Annotated in this window: 16 protein-coding genes; 9 read left to right on the forward strand and 7 right to left on the reverse strand. The window is 57.4% G+C overall.

Translation table 11 applies throughout. The annotated features are described in order from the left end of the window. The first annotated feature begins 141 nt into the window (after positions 1 to 141). Together VIN96_RS05230 and VIN96_RS05235 are read left to right on the forward strand one after the other, a co-directional pair. A complete protein-coding gene (locus VIN96_RS05230) occupies positions 142 to 1,461 on the forward strand; it encodes an FAD-dependent thymidylate synthase (protein WP_331894431.1) in 1,320 nt (439 codons plus the stop codon). A 157-nt stretch (positions 1,462 to 1,618) separates the two neighbouring features. Next, positions 1,619 to 2,326 (forward strand): protein phosphatase CheZ, encoded by a 708-nt coding sequence (locus tag VIN96_RS05235; RefSeq protein WP_331894433.1) that lies wholly within the window; start codon positions 1,619 to 1,621, stop codon positions 2,324 to 2,326. Positions 2,327 to 2,368: 42 nt separating this feature from the next. Here VIN96_RS05235 and VIN96_RS05240 read toward each other — a convergent pair whose 3' ends face one another. After that, positions 2,369 to 3,481: an OmpA family protein gene (locus tag VIN96_RS05240; RefSeq protein ID WP_331894435.1), complete on the reverse strand. Its 1,113-nt coding sequence runs from the start codon at positions 3,479 to 3,481 to the stop codon at positions 2,369 to 2,371. A 300-nt stretch (positions 3,482 to 3,781) separates the two neighbouring features. Here VIN96_RS05240 and VIN96_RS05245 point away from each other — a divergent pair, with 300 nt between their 5' ends. Next, positions 3,782 to 4,255: a hypothetical protein gene (locus VIN96_RS05245; RefSeq protein ID WP_331894437.1), complete on the forward strand. Its 474-nt coding sequence runs from the start codon at positions 3,782 to 3,784 to the stop codon at positions 4,253 to 4,255. Between the two features lie 94 nt (positions 4,256 to 4,349). Here the strand turns inward: VIN96_RS05245 and VIN96_RS05250 are convergent, their stop codons facing one another. Both VIN96_RS05250 and apbC read right to left on the reverse strand, forming a co-directional pair. Next, the gene (locus VIN96_RS05250; RefSeq protein WP_331894439.1) at positions 4,350 to 5,411 is read right to left on the reverse strand and encodes an OmpA family protein; all 1,062 of its coding nucleotides are present in this window, start codon (positions 5,409 to 5,411) and stop codon (positions 4,350 to 4,352) included. 169 nt (positions 5,412 to 5,580) lie between these two features. Further along, positions 5,581 to 6,684, reverse strand: coding sequence for an iron-sulfur cluster carrier protein ApbC (gene apbC, locus VIN96_RS05255; RefSeq protein WP_331894440.1), 1,104 nt, complete (start codon positions 6,682 to 6,684; stop codon positions 5,581 to 5,583). 218 nt (positions 6,685 to 6,902) lie between these two features. Between apbC and hflK the strand changes: the two genes are divergently transcribed. The 4 genes from hflK to VIN96_RS05275 all read left to right on the forward strand — a co-directional run bounded on the left by hflK (position 6,903) and on the right by VIN96_RS05275 (position 10,846). Continuing rightward, positions 6,903 to 8,039 (forward strand): FtsH protease activity modulator HflK, encoded by a 1,137-nt coding sequence (gene hflK / locus VIN96_RS05260; protein WP_331894442.1) that lies wholly within the window; start codon positions 6,903 to 6,905, stop codon positions 8,037 to 8,039. Continuing rightward, positions 8,036 to 8,908: a protease modulator HflC gene (locus tag VIN96_RS05265; RefSeq protein WP_331894443.1), complete on the forward strand. Its 873-nt coding sequence runs from the start codon at positions 8,036 to 8,038 to the stop codon at positions 8,906 to 8,908. The genes hflK and VIN96_RS05265 overlap by 4 nt, the downstream gene beginning before the upstream one ends. Before the next feature lie 78 nt (positions 8,909 to 8,986). Next, positions 8,987 to 9,172, forward strand: coding sequence for a DUF2065 domain-containing protein (locus VIN96_RS05270; protein WP_331894444.1), 186 nt, complete (start codon positions 8,987 to 8,989; stop codon positions 9,170 to 9,172). 153 nt (positions 9,173 to 9,325) lie between these two features. After that, positions 9,326 to 10,846, forward strand: coding sequence for a DegQ family serine endoprotease (locus VIN96_RS05275; protein ID WP_331894445.1), 1,521 nt, complete (start codon positions 9,326 to 9,328; stop codon positions 10,844 to 10,846). Between the two features lie 68 nt (positions 10,847 to 10,914). Here the strand turns inward: VIN96_RS05275 and VIN96_RS05280 are convergent, their stop codons facing one another. Continuing rightward, on the reverse strand, positions 10,915 to 12,342 hold the full coding sequence (locus VIN96_RS05280) for a diguanylate cyclase domain-containing protein (protein WP_331894446.1): 1,428 nt from the start codon (positions 12,340 to 12,342) through the stop codon (positions 10,915 to 10,917). A gap of 237 nt (positions 12,343 to 12,579) precedes the next feature. On the opposite strand from VIN96_RS05280, the gene VIN96_RS05285 reads away from it, so the two are divergent. After that, a complete protein-coding gene (locus tag VIN96_RS05285) occupies positions 12,580 to 13,947 on the forward strand; it encodes a TrpB-like pyridoxal phosphate-dependent enzyme (protein ID WP_331894448.1) in 1,368 nt (455 codons plus the stop codon). Positions 13,948 to 14,021: 74 nt separating this feature from the next. On the opposite strand, the gene VIN96_RS05290 is transcribed toward VIN96_RS05285, so the two are convergent. The 3 genes from VIN96_RS05290 to VIN96_RS05300 form a co-directional block, all read right to left on the reverse strand. Further along, complete coding sequence (locus tag VIN96_RS05290) at positions 14,022 to 14,585, reverse strand: hypothetical protein (RefSeq protein ID WP_331894449.1); 564 nt, start codon at positions 14,583 to 14,585, stop codon at positions 14,022 to 14,024. 9 nt (positions 14,586 to 14,594) lie between these two features. Further along, positions 14,595 to 14,849: a hypothetical protein gene (locus tag VIN96_RS05295; protein ID WP_331894450.1), complete on the reverse strand. Its 255-nt coding sequence runs from the start codon at positions 14,847 to 14,849 to the stop codon at positions 14,595 to 14,597. Between the two features lie 440 nt (positions 14,850 to 15,289). Then, positions 15,290 to 15,862, reverse strand: a complete 573-nt coding sequence (locus VIN96_RS05300) for a transglutaminase-like domain-containing protein (protein ID WP_331894452.1) — start codon at positions 15,860 to 15,862, stop codon at positions 15,290 to 15,292. 256 nt (positions 15,863 to 16,118) lie between these two features. On the opposite strand from VIN96_RS05300, the gene VIN96_RS05305 reads away from it, so the two are divergent. Continuing rightward, positions 16,119 to 16,838, forward strand: a complete 720-nt coding sequence (locus VIN96_RS05305) for an isoprenylcysteine carboxylmethyltransferase family protein (RefSeq protein ID WP_331894454.1) — start codon at positions 16,119 to 16,121, stop codon at positions 16,836 to 16,838. Positions 16,839 to 16,880 lie beyond the last annotated feature (42 nt).

Below are 16,880 nucleotides of genomic sequence, written 5' to 3' on the forward strand. Positions count from 1 at the left end.
TGGTGTGCCTGGCGGTTGAGGATGGCAAATTTATGGTAAGATGCGGTGCTCGAATCGCACCTTGCCTCGATATTTCATCCCATCGGGGGCGCCGCGCGAGCGTCACAACCTTAGGGGCACAGTTCGGGGGACCGCAAACCGATGGCGGACATCTTCATCGTCGATGATCAAGGGCCGGAAGCCACGGCCATGCTGCAAGCACTGTATTCGCGCTCGGACGAAAGTGCGCGCAAGCACTTGGAAATGGTCAAGGAACGCGGTTCGGCCAAGTTCATGGAAAGCTATTACGTCGGCTATGGCCATGCCTCGATCGGCGATTGCGGCACCACCACGCTGTTCGTCGAGGGCCTGTCGATTCTGGCGTGCAAGGCGGTGCAGGACAATCCGCTCTACAGCGGCCAGGAAAGTTCGACACGCTATATCGATTTTTCCAAGCAACCGATCATCGATCCCATCGCCACGGATGCCAGCAAAGCCATCTTGGACAAGTGGATGGACTTCTACCTCGGCGCGTTGGAGCCGCTGGAAGCCTATCTCAAAACTCAGTTCCCGATCGGCGAGGGCGAGAAAGAGCGCGTGTGGCAAAACGCCATCAAGGCGCGCAGTTTCGACATTTTGCGCGGGTTCTTGCCCGCCGGCATCACCTCGCAGTTGGCGTGGACCACCAATTTGCGCCAAGCCGCCGACAAGCTGCATCTGCTGCGACACCATCCGCTGGCCGAAGTGCGTGAAATCGCCGACGGCTGTCTGGCGGAACTGCGCAAGAGCTATCCCAGCAGCTTCGGTCACAAGGACTACCCCGAGACCGAGGCCTATCTGGCGCGCACGGCGTTTAAGACCAATTATCTCGATGCTGATTTCTTTGGCGCCGATCAGCCTGATTTGAGCTTTTCCACCACTGTAGACAACGCGGTTTTGGAAGCCAAGGAACTCGACGTCATCGAAGGTCGCCCGCAACGCACCAATTTGCCGCGTTATCTGGACGGTTACGGGCAGTACACCTGTACCTTCGACCTCGATTACGGCTCCTACCGCGACTTGCAACGCCATCGCAACGGCATCTGCCGCATACCGCTGTTGACCGGCGAGCGGGGCTTTCATGGGTGGTACTTGGACGAACTGCCGGGCGATCTGCGCACCCAGGCCGAGGCCTTGGTCGCGGAACAGTACGCTGCCATCGCGGCCCTGGATGCGTGTGCGGAAGACAAGCAGTATCTCTACCCGTTGGGCGCCAAGGTGCGTTGCCAGACCGTCTACAGTTTGCCGCAGATGATCTATGTCATTGAATTGAGGTCACAAAACACGGTGCATTCGACACTGCGCGAGGTCATGCACTGGATGCACGCAGAGATGATCAAGCATCACCCGCGTCTGACCCTGCACACCGACCTGCAGGCTTCGAAATTCGATGTCAAACGCGGCACGCAGACCATTGTCAAACGCGAACAGATGGACGCTTGAGCCCTCAAGGCGGTTCAAAATGACGCTCCTATATACCCCTAATTTTTATTGGGGATTGCGTTTTTTAGCGGATGGGTTCAATTTTATTTCCGTCGACACAGCTGCAATGTGAGACGCGGTGTAACGCGTCCATATCCGTGCGAAAGGGCAAATATCTGTGAATTCCCAGAAGAAATTGTTTTCCGCAGAACGCCGCTTGATGAAGGAGCGCGGTGAGACCATTCCCGCCTATCACGCTCCCGCGCCGGCTATCCACACCGAAGAGGTGCTGAAAGCCATTGCCGAGGTCAAGAGCATGATCGAAAGCTTGAACGTGCAAGAAGCGGCTGGCGTCAACGAGGCGAGCCCGGAAATGTCGGTTTTGCGCGGACAACTGCACGATTTGAAGACGTCCATCGACAAGACCAAGGCGGAAATCGCCGCAATTCATAAACCTGGTGAAAACGAAGACAAGTTCGTCACCGCCGCGATGGAATTGGGCGCGATCGTCGAAGCGACCGAAGTCGCCACCAACAACATTCTCGGCGCCGCTGAAGACATTCAGGAACACGCACAAAGCATTCGCGAACGGGTCACGGACACGACCTCACACGATCATCTCAGAGCCATCGACGATCTGATCATCAAGATTTTCGAGAACTGCAACTTTCAAGACATTACCGGACAGCGCACCGGCAAGGTGGTCAAGACCATCAACTATTTGGAAGAGCGCATCCTCACCATGATCAACATCTGGGGCGAGGAAGATTTCGAAGGAATCGAACTGTCTGCGGATCTGCGTTCCGAAGACGAAAAGCTTCTCGAAGGACCGCAACTCGCGGGTTCCGGCATTTCTCAAGACGACATCGATTCTTTGTTCGATTGATATCGGCTGGCCGAGGGAGCTGGTCGGGGGCCGGTTCGGTGGTTACGGCAGGACGATTTCCACGCGGCGGTTCTTCGGCTCGTACTTTCCGTCGTCGGTGGGCACCAACAGGGCCGTTTCACCCTTCGCTTTCACGGAAATTTCATCGGCATCAAAGCCGCGGGCGACGAACGCGGCCTTGACCGCTTCGGCGCGCCGTTTCGACAAGTCGACGTTATAGCCTTCGTCGCCCGAACGGTCCGTATGGCCGGTCAGGATCAAGCGCGTGACGCTCATAGCGCGGGCGTTGGCCGCAGCTTGGTCGATTATATCCAAACCTTGCTCGGTCACGATGGCTTTGTTCAGCACAAAATGCACCATGTAGGTGTCGGGCAAGGTGTGCTGCGGTAAGGTGGCGAGCTGGTCGTCTTGCGAGGTTTGCACCTCGGACGGTCCGGCAGCGGCGGTGGTCATGGACTGCATCTCGCTGCCCAGTGCGCCAGCGCCTAGCTCGGCGTTGCTCAGTTCGGTGGACGTGCCGAAATTGAACCGTAGCCCGGCCATCACGCCGTGGGTCGACAGGTCCATCGACGTCGCCGTTCCGGCGGCGGTGGTGAAATCGGCGTTGCGCGTGGCGAAATAGCGGTAATCGGTAAACAGGTCGACTTGGTCGTTCAGGCTGTAGCTTAACCCGGCGAGCAGCTGAAGCGCCGCGGTGGTGTCTGAACCGTTGACGGTCGATCCGCCAAACGGCGCCGCGCCGTTCAGCTCGACCTTAGCCAAACCCACGCCCGCGCCGATGTAGGGGCGCACGGGGCCAACGGTTTCGAAATCATAAATGGCGTTGCCCATCAGGCTGGTGGCGAGTACCTCGCCGCGTGCGCTGGTTCCCGAGACCGAAGACAGATCCAGCGCCCGGCGGGAGATTTCCGCTTCGCCACGCCACGCGATGTCGCCTCCTTGGAAGCCGCTGCCGATGAACGCCACGCCCATGTTGCCGGTGTCGAACTTGACGGTGCCGCCACTGGTGCCGCTGGCGGTGGTGGAGGGGCCTTTGACGAGGCCGAGGCCCGCGCCGGCATATAGGCCATCAGCGGCCGTCGCGGGAAGTGTGCCGAGCAAGGTGGTGCTCAAGGCGGCAGTGAAAACAGCGGCGGCGGGAAAGATTCGGGACATGTGTGCGCTCTTATGGGCAGAAAAACCGATGCATGCTGAACCGAATGTGGCGCGATATTTTGAATATTTTGTTAAAGCGACGCGCCGATTTCGGGGATGCTTGCAACCCCGGGACGTAAGGGCATGGAGGCTGTTCTGCGCGCGCGTGAAACCAACAGCAAATAACCCGAGATTTTTCCCGTATTTGTGTTTATTATGAGCCCAAAGTTGGGAGCTTTTATGATCTATCGGGCTTTACGCACCAAAAGGGGCGGGCTTGCCAAGAGTATCATTTGCGCAAGCATCGTTGTGGGTATTGGATTGGGAGCTGCATCGGCAAAGGCCGAGGTGTGCGCCGATACGGCCGCACGTACCGCGTTGGAACTGCGCGTCCTGCAAAGCGAATTCATGGTGTCCGCACTGACATGCGGTCAACGGGCCAGCTACAACGCCTTCGTCACCACCTTCAAGCCATACCTCAAAAAACAAGGTGGGCAGTTGCGCGCGTTCTTCACCAACGCCTACGGCGCGAAAGTCGGCGCGCAAAAGCTCAATGGAACCGTGACGCGTTTGGCCAACATGGCGTCTCAAAACAGCTTGAGCGGCGGAACCGAAGCTTATTGCAAGGCAGCCGAGACCAGGTTCCTGAACGCCCTGAAAAGCACCGACAAGGACTTGGCCCAGATGGCACGGAGCAATCCGCACGCCGGTGCGCATGGCTATAAAGCCTGTGTGGAAATTGCCGATCGCAATGTCGCCGAAGGCGACGCGGCGGCCCCTCAAGGCGTGAACTGAGGCCTTTCAATTCCCTTGCTTCTTCGACCTAGTCGATAAAAAAGCCACGACCCAGGTAGGCCGTGGCTTTTTAGGTCTGCATAAGCGCGAGCGCTTACGGCAAGACGATTTCCACACGGCGGTTTTGCGGTTCGCGCACCCCGTCGTCGGTCGGCACCAGCGGATCGGTCTCGCCCTTGGCGATCACTTCGATTTCGCCGGGGGCAAAGCCCAAGGCTTCAAATCGCGCCCGCACGGCGTCGCCGCGGCGCTTGGACAGTTTGACGTTGTAGGCGGCAGGGCCGGAACGGTCGGCGTGACCGGTCAGCACCATGCGCACTTGGCCCATTTGGTTGGCGTTGGCGGCGGCGGTTTTGATAATCGCTGCGGCTTCCGGCGTGATATCGGTTTTATCCCAATCGAAGAACACGATGTAGTTGCGCGGCAGTTGCGGCGCGGCCACCGGTTCGGGCATCGGCGCCGGAGCCGGCGCGGGTTCGGGTTGCACCATCGCCACAGGTTCGGGTTTCGCCGGGGCCTTGGGTGCGCCAAAGCTGAAGCGCAGGCCAACCATCACGGTATGGGCATCGACATCGAACGAGGCGCTGTTACCGGCCACCGTGCGCATGTCGAGGTTGCGGGTGGTGAAATAACGGTAATCGGCGAACAGGTCGAGATTGTCTTGCAGCTCATAGCTGGCACCCGCAATGGCTTGCATCGCCAGTCCGGTGTCGGTGTCGTCGATGGGTGACGCGCCGAAGGGCGAGGCGTTGTCGAAATTGACCCGCCCGGCACCGACGCCGACGCCTAAGTAAGGCGTGAAGCGGCTGCTGACATCGAAATCGTAAAGCACGTTGCCCATCAGGCTGGTGGCGCTGAGATCGCCGCTTGCGTTCGCGCCGGCAACTTTGTCCAAGCCCACCGCGCGGCGCGCCAGTTCGACTTCCGTGCGCCAGGGGCTGGCGTAATCGTAACCCAGCGCTACGGCACCGGCGAGGCCGTCGTCAAACGACACCTTGCGGCTGGCGGTGTCATTGACGGTGGTTTTTTCAACACCGACCACACCGACAGCGCCGCTGACATAAAGACCGGCGTCCTGTGCGAGTGCAGGCGTGAATGTTGTCGCCAATAGGGCGACGGCGAACGAGGCGATGGTGGACTTGTAAGAAACGGACATCATTTTTCCCGATTGACACTTCATCAACAGTCGAGCGGATTGCTCACGTGAGAATATGCAAAAGGCATAATACGCTTGTTTCTCTATAGTTCACAGGGATTTTTTGTGACGGATTCATAAAAAAGGCGCTCCCGAAGGAGCGCCTTTTAAGGGGGAATCGCAAGCGGTGTTACTGGACGATTTTCGGCATTTTCGCCGCTTTGGCTTCCAGTTTTTCGCAAGCTTTGTTCCACACGGCTTCGGCGATCGCCTTGTAGGCCTTGGCGTGTTCGCCATCAGGGGTGTGGTCGACAATCGGATGGCCGCTGTCGGAGGTTTCGCGGATGGTGATGTCGAGTGGAATTTCGCCCAAGAAATCCATCTGCAACAGATCGGCTTCCTGCTTCGCGCCGCCATGGCTGAACACGTCGGTGCGTTCGCCGCAGTGTGGGCATTTGAAGTAGCTCATGTTTTCGACGATGCCCAAAACCGGTACGTCGACCTGACGGAACATGTTGAGGCCCTTGCGTGCATCGAGCAGCGCAATGTCTTGCGGGGTGGACACGATCACCGCACCAGTCAGCGGAACCTGCTGCGCCATGGTCAGTTGCACGTCGCCGGTGCCCGGCGGCATGTCGATCATCAACACGTCCAGATCGCCCCAGTTCACGTCACGCATCATCTGCACCAACGCGGTCTGAGCCATCGGGCCGCGCCAAATGACGGGGGTTTCTTCTTCGACCAAGAAGCCCATCGACATGCACTTGATGCCGTGGCCTTCCATGGGGTCGAGGTGTTGGCCGTCGGACGAGCTCGGCTCGCCGGTGATGCCCAGCATGCGCGGCATCGACGGGCCGTAGATGTCGGCGTCGAGCAGGCCGACTTTGAGGCCTTGGTCGCGCATCGCCAGCGCCAGGTTGACGGTGGTGGTGGATTTGCCCACGCCGCCTTTGCCCGATGCAACGGCGATGATCGTCTTCACGCCGGGCATCAGCGGCCCTTCTTTGGGCTGCGGGGCTTTTTGACCGGAAGCTGCGGCTTGGCCGCCTTCGTTTTCGGCGGTCAGAACGACGGTTGCTGACAGCACGCCGTCCAAAGCATGGACTTTTTCCTCGGCTTCCTTGCGGATCGGTTCGGCGGAAGCGCCGACCGAGGGCGGAACAACAATGGCGAAAATGACATGGCCGTCTTGGACTTGAAGGCCTTGGACCATACCTTTTTCGACAATATTTTGATCGCCGTCCTTAATGGTGGCGAGAGTTTCGAGAATTTTTTCTTCATTAATCTGCGACATGGTTGAAATCTCCGAAAACGAGCAGATATCCCTGTTCAGGTTGCCTCGCGGCTACGTATGTCCCTGTTGGCGTTGCGCGGCCCGGCGGGCTAGCCTATAAGCGTTACGAACCCTGATATAGGGTGTCGTATTAGAAAAGCAAAATATAATTGACCGGTGCGGGCGAAATCTTCCTCGTATATGTCAGTTGAAAATTGGACCTGAAGGAAACATAGCGTATGGCTTGGAAACCTCAAGGTGGAGGCGGACCATGGGGCTCTGGCGGCGGTAACGGCGGCGGACCCTGGGGCGGTGGCGGTGGTGGTTCCACCGGTGGCGGGAACCAGCCCCCCGACATCGAAGAAATGCTGCGCCGTTCGCAGGATAATTTCAAGAATTTCATGCCCGGCGGGTTTGGATCGGGCCGCGCGATCGCGTTGGCGGTTCTAGCTGCGTTGGTGTTGTGGCTGGCCAGCGGCATGTTTCGCGTCGACGCCGGTCATCAGGGCGTGGTGATGCTGTTTGGCAAGCACGTTCCCGAACAAGATGCCGGACCGGGCCTACATTGGTATTTCCCGGCCCCCATCGGTAAGGTTTTGACGCCCAACGTCGAAGCGGTACGCCGTATTGACGTCGGCTTCCGCGCTGCGGGCGACACGGCAGCGGCGTTTGGCCGTGCGGCAAGCGTCGGGCGCGATGTTCTTGAAGAAAGCTTGATGCTGACTCAGGACCAAAACATCATCGATGTGGATTTCACGGTGCAATGGAAGGTCAAGGATGCGGGACGCTATCTGTTCAACATTCGCGATCCGGAAGTGACCGTGAAGCTGGCCGCCGAAAGCGCGATGCGTGAAGTCATCGGCCAGACCGATTTGGAAAAAGCCCTGACCAGCGATCGTGAGTTGGTCGCGGATAAGTCTCGTAACTTGTTGCAGGACATTCTCGACAAATACAACTCCGGTATCACGGTCATCCAGGTGCAGTTGCTGAAAGGCGATCCGCCCGCGCAGGTCATCGACGCGTTCAACGACGTGCAATCGGCGCGTCAGGATTTGGATCGCTTGAAGAACGAAGCCCAGGCTTACGCCAACAAGATCGTCCCGACCGCCGAAGGTGAAGCGGCCAAGATGATCCAGCAGGCGGAAGCCTATAAAGAGCAGGTCACCAAGGAAGCCGAAGGTGAAGCAAAGCGTTTCCTGTCGGTCTACGAAAGCTACAAGGTGGCGAAAGACGTCACCACCCAGCGCCTGTATCTGGAAGCGATGCAAGAGATCATGTCCAATTCCAATAAAGTGATTTTGGATCAAAACAGCGGTGGCGTGGTGCCTTACCTGGCATTGCCGGAACTGCAGAAAAAGTCGGGAGGCCAGAAATGAGCAAGACATTCACAGCCGTTCTCGGCATTCTCGTCTTGGCTGTCGGCATCATAGGGTCGTCGGCATTGTTCACGGTGTCGCAGACCGAACAAGCCATGGTCATGCAATTTGGTAACCCGAAAAAGGTCATCCGCGAACCGGGCCTGAACGTCAAAGTCCCGTTCATTCAGAACGTCGTTTACTACGACAATCGGGTTTTGGATTTGGACCCGCCTGCGGGCCAAGTGATCTTGTCGGACCAAAAGCGCATCAATGTGGACGCGTTCGCGCGTTATCGCATCACCGATCCGCTGCGGTTCTTCCAGGCGTTGCGCACCGAAGCGGCGTTTCGCGACCAAGTGGGGCGCATTCTGAATTCCAGCGTGCGTAACTCGATGGCGCGTAACTCGCTCAGCGAACTGCTGTCGGAAAAACGCGGCGACATCATGAACGAGATCCAAACGCGTCTGGCTGCGGAAACCAAGGACTACGGCATCGAAATCGTCGACGTCCGCATCGGCCGCACCGATCTGCCGCCGGAAATTTCGCAGAACGTCTATAACCGTATGCGGTCCGAACGTGTCAAGGAAGCCAACCAATTGCGCGCCGATGGCGGCAAGGCGAAATTGACCATCGAGTCCCAGGCCGATCGCAAAAAGACCGTGATCATCGCCGAAGCTCAACGTCAGTCGCAAATTCTGCGCGGTGAAGGCGACGCGGCGCGCAACACCTTGTTGGGTGCGGCGTACAGCCAGGATCCGGAATTCTTTGCGTTCTACCGTTCGATGACGGCGTATCGTGAATCGTTGGCCGGTGGCGACACCAATTTGGTGCTGTCGCCCGATAGCGATTTCTTCCGCTACTTCGGTGATCAAACCGGCAAAAAGTAGAGTGAACGCTGAGAGACCAATGGCGGCGGCCCGTTCCTGATTGAGGGCGGGCCGCTCGCTTTTTAGGAAGCTGCCCATATGAACAATCTGCTTGCGGCCTTTGGTTTGGTGTTGGTGATCGAAGGCGCGCTTTACGCCTTGTTTCCCGACGTCATGCGCCGCGCCATGGCGATGATGTTGAGCATGGACGAAATGCACATTCGCATCAGCGCGGTGGTGTCCGCCGTACTGGGCTTGGCGCTGGTGTGGCTAGCCTTGGGTTAGGCGCGCGCGTTCGGGTAAAAAAGTCGCAATGCAGACGAGGTTCCGCCATACTTCTTCCCAAATTGCCCACTATATGTTGATGTAAGCTTTCGGGACGTCCCCCCAGCTTTCCCCTCGAACTCTCGTGATCGATTTCAAATGATGAAAAGCCACATGATGAAAAGCCACATGATGAAACACCGTTCCCATGCCTTGGCTCCTGCTGGGGTCAACCGTTCATTGACGTTGATGCTCGCCGTGTTGGCGACTGCGATGCTGCTGCTTCAGCCCCTGGCGGCGAACGCCAAGGGTGCGCCGGAAAGTTTCGCCGATCTGGCCGATAAGTTGCTGCCTGCGGTGGTCAACGTATCGACCACCCAGGTGATCGAAGGCAAGTCTTCCATGCCCGATATGCCGCAGTTCCCGCCGGGATCGCCGTTCGAAGATTTCTTCAAGGATTTCTTCGACAAAAACGGCGGCGGCGGTCAGCACCCGCAAAAGCGCAAGGCGACGTCGCTGGGTTCCGGGTTCATCATCGATTACCGCAAGAACGGCGACGCCTATGTCGTGACCAACAACCACGTTGTCGAAGGCGCGGATGAAGTTTCGGTCATCTTGCAAGACGACACCCGCCTGAAAGCCGAAATCGTCGGTCGCGACGCCAAATCGGATTTGGCGGTTTTGAAGGTACACACCGACCGCAAGCTGCCCTCGGTCGGCTTCGGCGACAGTACGGCGTCGCGCGTCGGCGATTGGGTTGTGGCGATCGGCAACCCCTTCGGCCTGGGCGGCACGGTGACGGCGGGTATCATTTCGGCGCGTGGCCGCGATATCAACGCCGGTCCCTACGACGATTTCATTCAAACTGACGCGTCAATCAACCGCGGTAATTCAGGCGGCCCCATGTTCAACATGCAAGGCGAGGTCATCGGCATCAACACGGCCATCTTCTCGCCGTCGGGGGGCAGCGTCGGCATCGGCTTCGCCATTCCGTCCAACGCCGCTCAGGTGGTGATCGAACAATTGATCCAATACGGCCAAGTGAGCCGTGGCTGGTTGGGCGTGCACATCCAAGTGGTCACGGACTCCATCGCCGAAACCTTGGGGCTGAAAAAGGCCGAAGGCGCGTTGGTCGCCAGCGTGATCGAAGACGGACCCGCGGCCAAAGCCGGCATCAAGGCGCGTGACGTGATCTTGGAATTCGACGGCAAGCACGTCAATGAAATGCGCAAGTTGCCGCGCATCGTGGCCTCGACGCCGGTGGAAAAAGCCGTCAGCGTGAAAGTTTGGCGCGATGGTAAAATCAAAACCCTGAGCGTGATGATCGGCCGCTTGGACGACGACAAGGAAGTCGTGGCCAGTGCGGATGAACAACCCAAGGGCAAAACGGCCGAGCATGCCTTGAACGAGTTGGGCCTGACGGTATCGCTGCCGACGGCGGAGGTGCTGCAGCGCTTCGATCTCGCCGACGGTGTCGACAGCTTGGTGATCACGGACGTGGACGCCGACAGTCAAGCCTACGAAGAAGGCATTCGCGCTGGTGATCTTTTGACCGAAGTGAATCAAGAAAAGGTCAAAACCCCCGCCGACGCCGAGCGCGTGGTCAAGGCGGCCAAGAAAGACGGCAAGCGTTCGGTGCTGCTGTTGATCGAAGGTCAAGCCGGTTTCCGCTTCGTCGCGGTGAAACTGCAGTAACGCGGTTTTCCATTTCAAACAAAAAGCCCCGTCGTTGTCGGCGGGGCTTTTTGTTTGTCCGATCGTTCTTAAATTTCGTTTGGCGCCGGGGCGAAGGCGTAGTTGTTCTTGCCGCCGCCCTTGACGGCGTACATGGCGTTGTCGGCATGTTTCAAGACCGTTTCGGCATTGTGTCCGTGGTCCGGGTAAAGGGCGATGCCGATGCTGGTGCCGACCTGCACGCTGTGACCGTTGAGCTCGATCGGTTCGGACAACGCCTGCAAAACCTTGGCGGCGACCATGGCGCCATCTTCAGTTTTGGTCAAATCGCTGAGCACCAAAACGAACTCGTCCCCGCCGAAACGCGCGGCGGTGTCGGCGTCGCGGATACACGCGTTCAGGCGCATCGCGGCTTCACGAAGCACCAAATCGCCTTGGTCATGACCCAGAGTGTCGTTGATGGGTTTGAAACCGTCCAGATCCAGAAACATCACCGCGCATTTGGTCTGGTTGCGTTTGGCCCGCGCGATGGCCTTGTCCAGGCGATCAAGCATCAAGGAGCGGTTCGGCAGGTCGGTGAGACCGTCGTGGGTGGCGACGTGACGTAGCTTCTCCTCGGCTTGGCGGCGGACGGTGACTTCGTCTTGCAGGGCGCGGGTGCGGGCCTCGACGCGCTGTTCCAAGGTCTCGATGGATTGGCGCAGCGCGGTGACGGCGCGATTGTGCGCGGTGATGTCGCGTGCCTCGATCATGAAATTGCTGCCCCGGCCACTGTCGAGGATGGAGATACCGACCTCCGCGTCGATCTGGTTTTGGCTGATGTCGACGAAACGCACCGGGATCAACATGTCTTCGGCCACCAGTTCGCGGATGTCGCCGGAAAAGATGCCTTTATAATCGTCGTGCAGGAACGTTTCGAGCGGTTGGCCGATGACTTCGTCCTTATAGGCGGCCTTGAGCATCTTCATGCCGGCGGTGTTGATGTAGGTGATCAGGCCGTCGTTCATCACGCAGATGAGGTCCAAGGCGTTGTCGACCAACTTACGAAACCGTGCTTGGCTTTCGTGGATCGCGTCGGTCAATTCAGCCTGGCGGGTGACGTTTTCGCCCATCACGATGTGCGCGGTTTCCCCCAGGTCGGGCACGCTCACCACTTTCAGACGCAGACTGACCAGCTTTCCGTTCACGCCTTTGATGCGCATGGGCATGGCGTCGGGTTCGTCGGCCATCACCGCGATGATGTTGTCGATGGTGGTGGCGAAATCGTCGCAGATCAGGCTTTGAAAGGACCGGCCGATCAGGTCCTCGGTGTTGTTCGCGCCCAAAATGGCAAGGCCCGAGGTGTTGACGTGGCGAATTGTGCCGTCGATGCACACGCACACCATGTCCGACAACGCATCCAACACGCCGGACATCGCAAAGGGCGACATCTCTTGCAAGATATTCGTCGGTCGAGAAATGTTTCGCGCCGTACCGCGATCGTCGCGCACGGGCTTTAAATCAGGGGCGTTGTTCATGCCTCAGCGGTATCCCATTATGAGCACAGATGTATTTTTTATTTATTTCCCTTAAACAAAATGCCCGCCCCCAGGCGTTTCGGTAAGGAAGGCGGCTTTTTACACTCTTTATTTGTCAGAAACAAGCGCATAACCATGATGCACGTGTGGAGGCTTATTTCCGCAGTGGAAAATTGCGCCGGACAAGTCGATAATGCCCCTCCAGAGGGTCCATGATGTTGATAGAAGGGGGAATTCATGTCCGACAGCATTAAATATCTGCTCACCGAAGATCGCATGCCTAAGCGCTGGTACAACCTGATGGCCGATCTGCCGGAAGCGCCGCCCGCCGTGCTGCATCCCGGTACCGGCCAGCCTGTCGGTCCGGACGATCTGGCGCCGCTGTTTCCCATGGCGCTGATCGGTCAGGAAGTCACCCAGGAACGCGAAGTCGAAATTCCCGAGCCGGTGCGCGACGTCTATCGCCAATGGCGTCCGTCGCCGTTGTTTCGCGCCCGCAAGCTGGAACAGGCCTTGGGCACCCCGGCGAAGATTTACTACAAGTACGAAGGCGTCAGCCCGACCGGCAGCCACAAGCCCAACACCGCCGTGCCGCAGGCGTTCTACAACAAGCAAGAAGGCACCAAGCGCCTGACCACCGAAACCGGGGCAGGGCAATGGGGCTCGTCGATCGCTTACGCCGGGCAGTACTTCGGCCTGGAAGTCGACGTCTACATGGTCAAGGTCAGCTATCAACAAAAACCTTACCGCCGCGCCTTGATGCAGACCTTCGGTGCGCGCTGCGTGGCGAGCCCGTCCGATGAAACCAATTCCGGGCGCGCGGTGCTGGCCGAACATCCCGACAGCACCGGGTCGCTGGGCATCGCCATTTCCGAAGCCGTCGAAATGGCCGCCGGACGCGACGATACCAAATATGCGTTGGGCAGCGTGCTCAACCACGTCTTGCTGCACCAGACCATCATCGGCCTGGAAGCGATGGAACAGATGGACATGGCGGGCGACGATCCCGACATCGTCATCGGTTGCGCGGGCGGCGGTTCGAACTTGGCCGGATTGGCGTTCCCCTACATCGGACGCAACCTGCGCGAAGGCAAAAAGACCCGTATCATCGCCGCCGAACCGGCGTCGTGCCCGACGCTGACGCGCGGCAAGTTCGCCTACGACTTCGGCGACACCGCCAGCCTGACGCCGTTGGTGAAGATGTACACGCTGGGCTCCAGCTTCGTGCCGTCGCCGATCCACGCGGGCGGCTTGCGCTATCACGGCATGGCGCCGCTGATCAGCCACGCCTATGAGCTCGGTTTGATGGAGGCCCGCGCCTACGCCCAGACCGAATGCTTTATCGCCGGCGTGACCTTCGCCAAGGCAGAAGGCATCGTACCTGCGCCCGAAAGCACCCACGCGGTCAAAGCCGCCATCGACGAAGCGCTCAAATGCAAGGAAAGCGGCGAGAGCAAGACCATCTTGTTCAACCTGTCCGGCCACGGCTACTTCGACATGCAAGCCTACACCGACTTCTTCGACGGCAAACTCACCGACGAACCCTACGACGAGGCGATGCTGGCGAAATCCCTCGAAGGCCTGCCCGACGTTGCGGCGGAGTAAACAGAGCTTATCCTCAACAAAACAAGGACCGATCTTTGATCGGTCCTTGTTTTGTTGTACCCGTTCCTTAGGCATTACTTTGGCGGATCGATGCCAAGTTGTTCGCTGAACGTCAGGAGCTGTTGTTTGTTCAACAGTTTTTGCAGATTCACGGCGTGTTGAACTTCTTCCTTTTTCAGGGCGGTACTGCCGCTTTCGGCAATCAACCGAGCGTTAGTTTCGTATTCTAAGCGCAGCTGCGCCCCCCACTGCGTTCCGATGAGTAGGCAGAGTACCAACGTTGTGATGCTGCTCGCCGTTATCAGCTGTAATAAGGCATCATTTTTACTAATCAAATACATGAACAATCCGCCAATCAGGGTCAAAATACCGGGAAGAACGTCACCGATCGCTGGGTCGCGGCTTTGTCCCGTCATCTGACCGCTGATGGCCCCCAACAGGGCAAAGGTCACTAGGACGGCGAAATAAGCTGTGTACGGCATTTTTGTTGAGATACTGGACGATTGTTCCCCGCTTGATGTCTGGCAAAAATAAGTAACCACAGAAACGATCCCCGCGATCACAACGGCCACGAGAACAGGGGTATAGATGGCTTTGGACAGAAGCATGTCCATGAAACTGACTTCAAGGAATTCCATAAACGTGCCTCACATGTTTTTAAAACCGGGAATCGCCTGTTGCATGGGGGGGGGAATTTTGAGTGGAGCTGGCGGAGCTATGGTTGGATTGTTTTTTATGATCGGAGAGGTCTTTTTTTCCAATTCTCTGATGGCGCATACAACGGCATCGGCACCGGTGAGTCCCGCGCAAGGGGATGTGGCGGTTTTTAAGGTAGCGCCGCTTTCGGCATAGAGCGTTGCAGGAGATAAGCTGACTAAAGCGACAAAAGCGATTTTGGACACGGCGCGCATTGTTCTTTTCCATAATGCGTCATGAGAAGAGAATTATAATCAAGCCACCCAATATGCGTGTGATTATCTGTGCATAATACACTAAAAGATGTGCCAATCATATGCTAAAAATTACTCACCACACCACTTCCGTCGAACGCTTTTTGGTTTTGTCCACGGCCTTGGAATAGAGTTCCCATTCGACGCGGTAGAGTGGTTCCGCACAATCCAAACCTTGAACCGTATATGAGGGAGCCGGCGCTTGATGCGTCGGCTCCTTATGCGTTGGTGAACGTGTTTACGAAATCGACAAGGTCGCCCTCACTTCGGGCACTTCTATAGGCACGCCGGAGGAGGTTGCTTTCGACCCGTAAGCAGACGTAAGAACATCCATGCGACCATGTCCGTTTTTAGCCAAACGCAGACATCAAGGTCTTCTTCCAAGCGATCGATCAGTCCACAGTGCCGGGCATATCGCGCCATCGTACATCTGCGACACCGAAACCCTTCATATTTACAGACTTGAGATAGGCCACGTATTCGTCGAGGGACCCGTAAGGTCCATGCACCCCCTGAATGGCCTGCCATTTTTTACCGGTACCAAAGTCCATTACATAAAGCTTGCCCTCAACGGTATACCCGGTGACCCAGTGATTTGCCCCAGGCTTGGAATTCTCGATGAATATCCAGCGAGGATTATACTCTGGATCTACGCGGGACAGGGCATCGAGTGCAAAGTTGGCCGAATCGCCACAGTAGCCCTTGCTGTCGTTAAAAAGGGTCTCCGGATCGCGAATCAGTAAGCCAGATGGCCCCTGGGATTTAAGGCGTTTTTGAATAATCCCCTGGCGCTTCTTGTCGAAAACAAAATTGTTTTCCAGCCACGCTGCCACGTCCTTGTGGTCGGTCCAACCGGATACGGTATTTTCGTAGTCACCAGCGACGGCAAAACCGACACACCAAGCTACTGTAAGCACCAATGCAAGGGTAGCCCGGGTCATATATGCCCATACGTTTTTAGTCATTTGTCTTCCCCCCCCATTTCATAACACAAGTGACTAAAACGATAATGGAAATCAGATGCGTTTTCTACAGTTTAGAACTGCAGTAAAAGCGAGAGGATAGATGTCTGCATTGGGTCATAAGGAGACGTTTGTGGGAGCATTCATGAATGTCCGTTTTTAGCCAGAAGCAGGCATACGCCCTACCACATAACCGGCTTGGCCATATAATGTCTAAGCCCGTTGCGTAAGCTTGGGGTGCGTAGGTTTGGGGAATGGCATGCCATCGAAGACTGTTCGTCATAAAGCCGTTCGACGAGGCTCCCCGCGCCAATGGGGCGGTGTCGTTGTGGTGTATCTCTCTATCCCGCTGGCTTTATTGCTATGCGGAGGGGATGTCGGTTGGTGGCAGGCGTGGATCTATTCCCTGCTGATTTTTGTCGCCGGCATAGGCGGGCGCATTTGGGCGGAACAGCGGCATCCGGGCTTGATGGCCGAACGGCAAAATATCGACAATGTCCAAACCGCGAAAGCTTGGGACAAAGTGCTTGCCCCACTGATGGCGCTGAGCTTGGGGTACTTACCGGTCATTGTGGCAGGGCTGGATCACCGCTATGGATGGTCCCCCGAATTTCCGTTATGGCTCACCTTACTCGGCTTGATCTTGATCTCGTTCGGATACGCTTTCGCCACGTGGGCCTTGGCAGAGAACCGCTTTTTTTCCAGCGTGGTGCGCATTCAGACGGATCGCGGGCATGTGGTGTGTGACAGCGGTCCATACCGGTTTGTGCGGCACCCGGGCTATGCCGGAAATATTCCGCCGCTGCTGGGCATTGTTCTGGCCTTGGGCTCGATGTGGGCACTGATTGCGGCCACGGTGGCGTTGATCATCACGGTGATCAGAACCGCACTGGAAGATCAGACGCTACAGGCAGAGTTGCCGGGCTATCGAGACTATGCGCATCGCGTGCGCTATCGGTTAATTCCGGGGATATACTGAAGGGCCTCGCCCTTGCAATTTGTTGGCGTCGCCACGTTGGTG

This window comes from Magnetovibrio sp., from assembly GCF_036568125.1.
Lineage (GTDB): Bacteria > Pseudomonadota > Alphaproteobacteria > Rhodospirillales > Magnetovibrionaceae > Magnetovibrio.